The following is a 321-nucleotide window of genomic DNA, read 5'->3' as shown; positions in this document are numbered from 1 at the left end:
CCCTATCTGTTTGCGGTGGAAATGGGAGCCGACAACGGCAATGGCAATGGCGGAGAAGGTTCGGAGCCGGGCAATGGAGGCGGACAGGAGCCCGGAAACGGAAACGGGTCCGGCGGGGAAACCGGAGGCAGCACTAACCCGGGAACCGGTGAAGGATCGGGAGGCGAAACCAATCCGGGGTCCGGGAGTGGGACTGAACAGGGCCCAGGGAACGAAACCAGTCCCGGTTCGGGAGCTGGGCAGGAATCCGGCGGCAGCGGAGGGTCAACCTCTTCCGGCTCTGCTGCCGGAGCGCCGGGTAATACAAGCGGAACCGCCACC

The 321-nt window shown here is 65.4% G+C and carries 1 pseudogene; it reads left to right on the top strand.

Annotation, left to right across the window (positions count from 1 at the left end):
- Positions 1-321 (top strand): annotated as a pseudogene (locus tag DQG13_RS31115) (cell wall anchor protein); the annotation flags it as partial.

This window comes from Paenibacillus sp. YN15, from assembly GCF_003285005.1.
GTDB lineage: Bacteria > Bacillota > Bacilli > Paenibacillales > NBRC-103111 > Paenibacillus_AR.
This window is presented reverse-complemented; position numbering and strand designations above follow the sequence as displayed.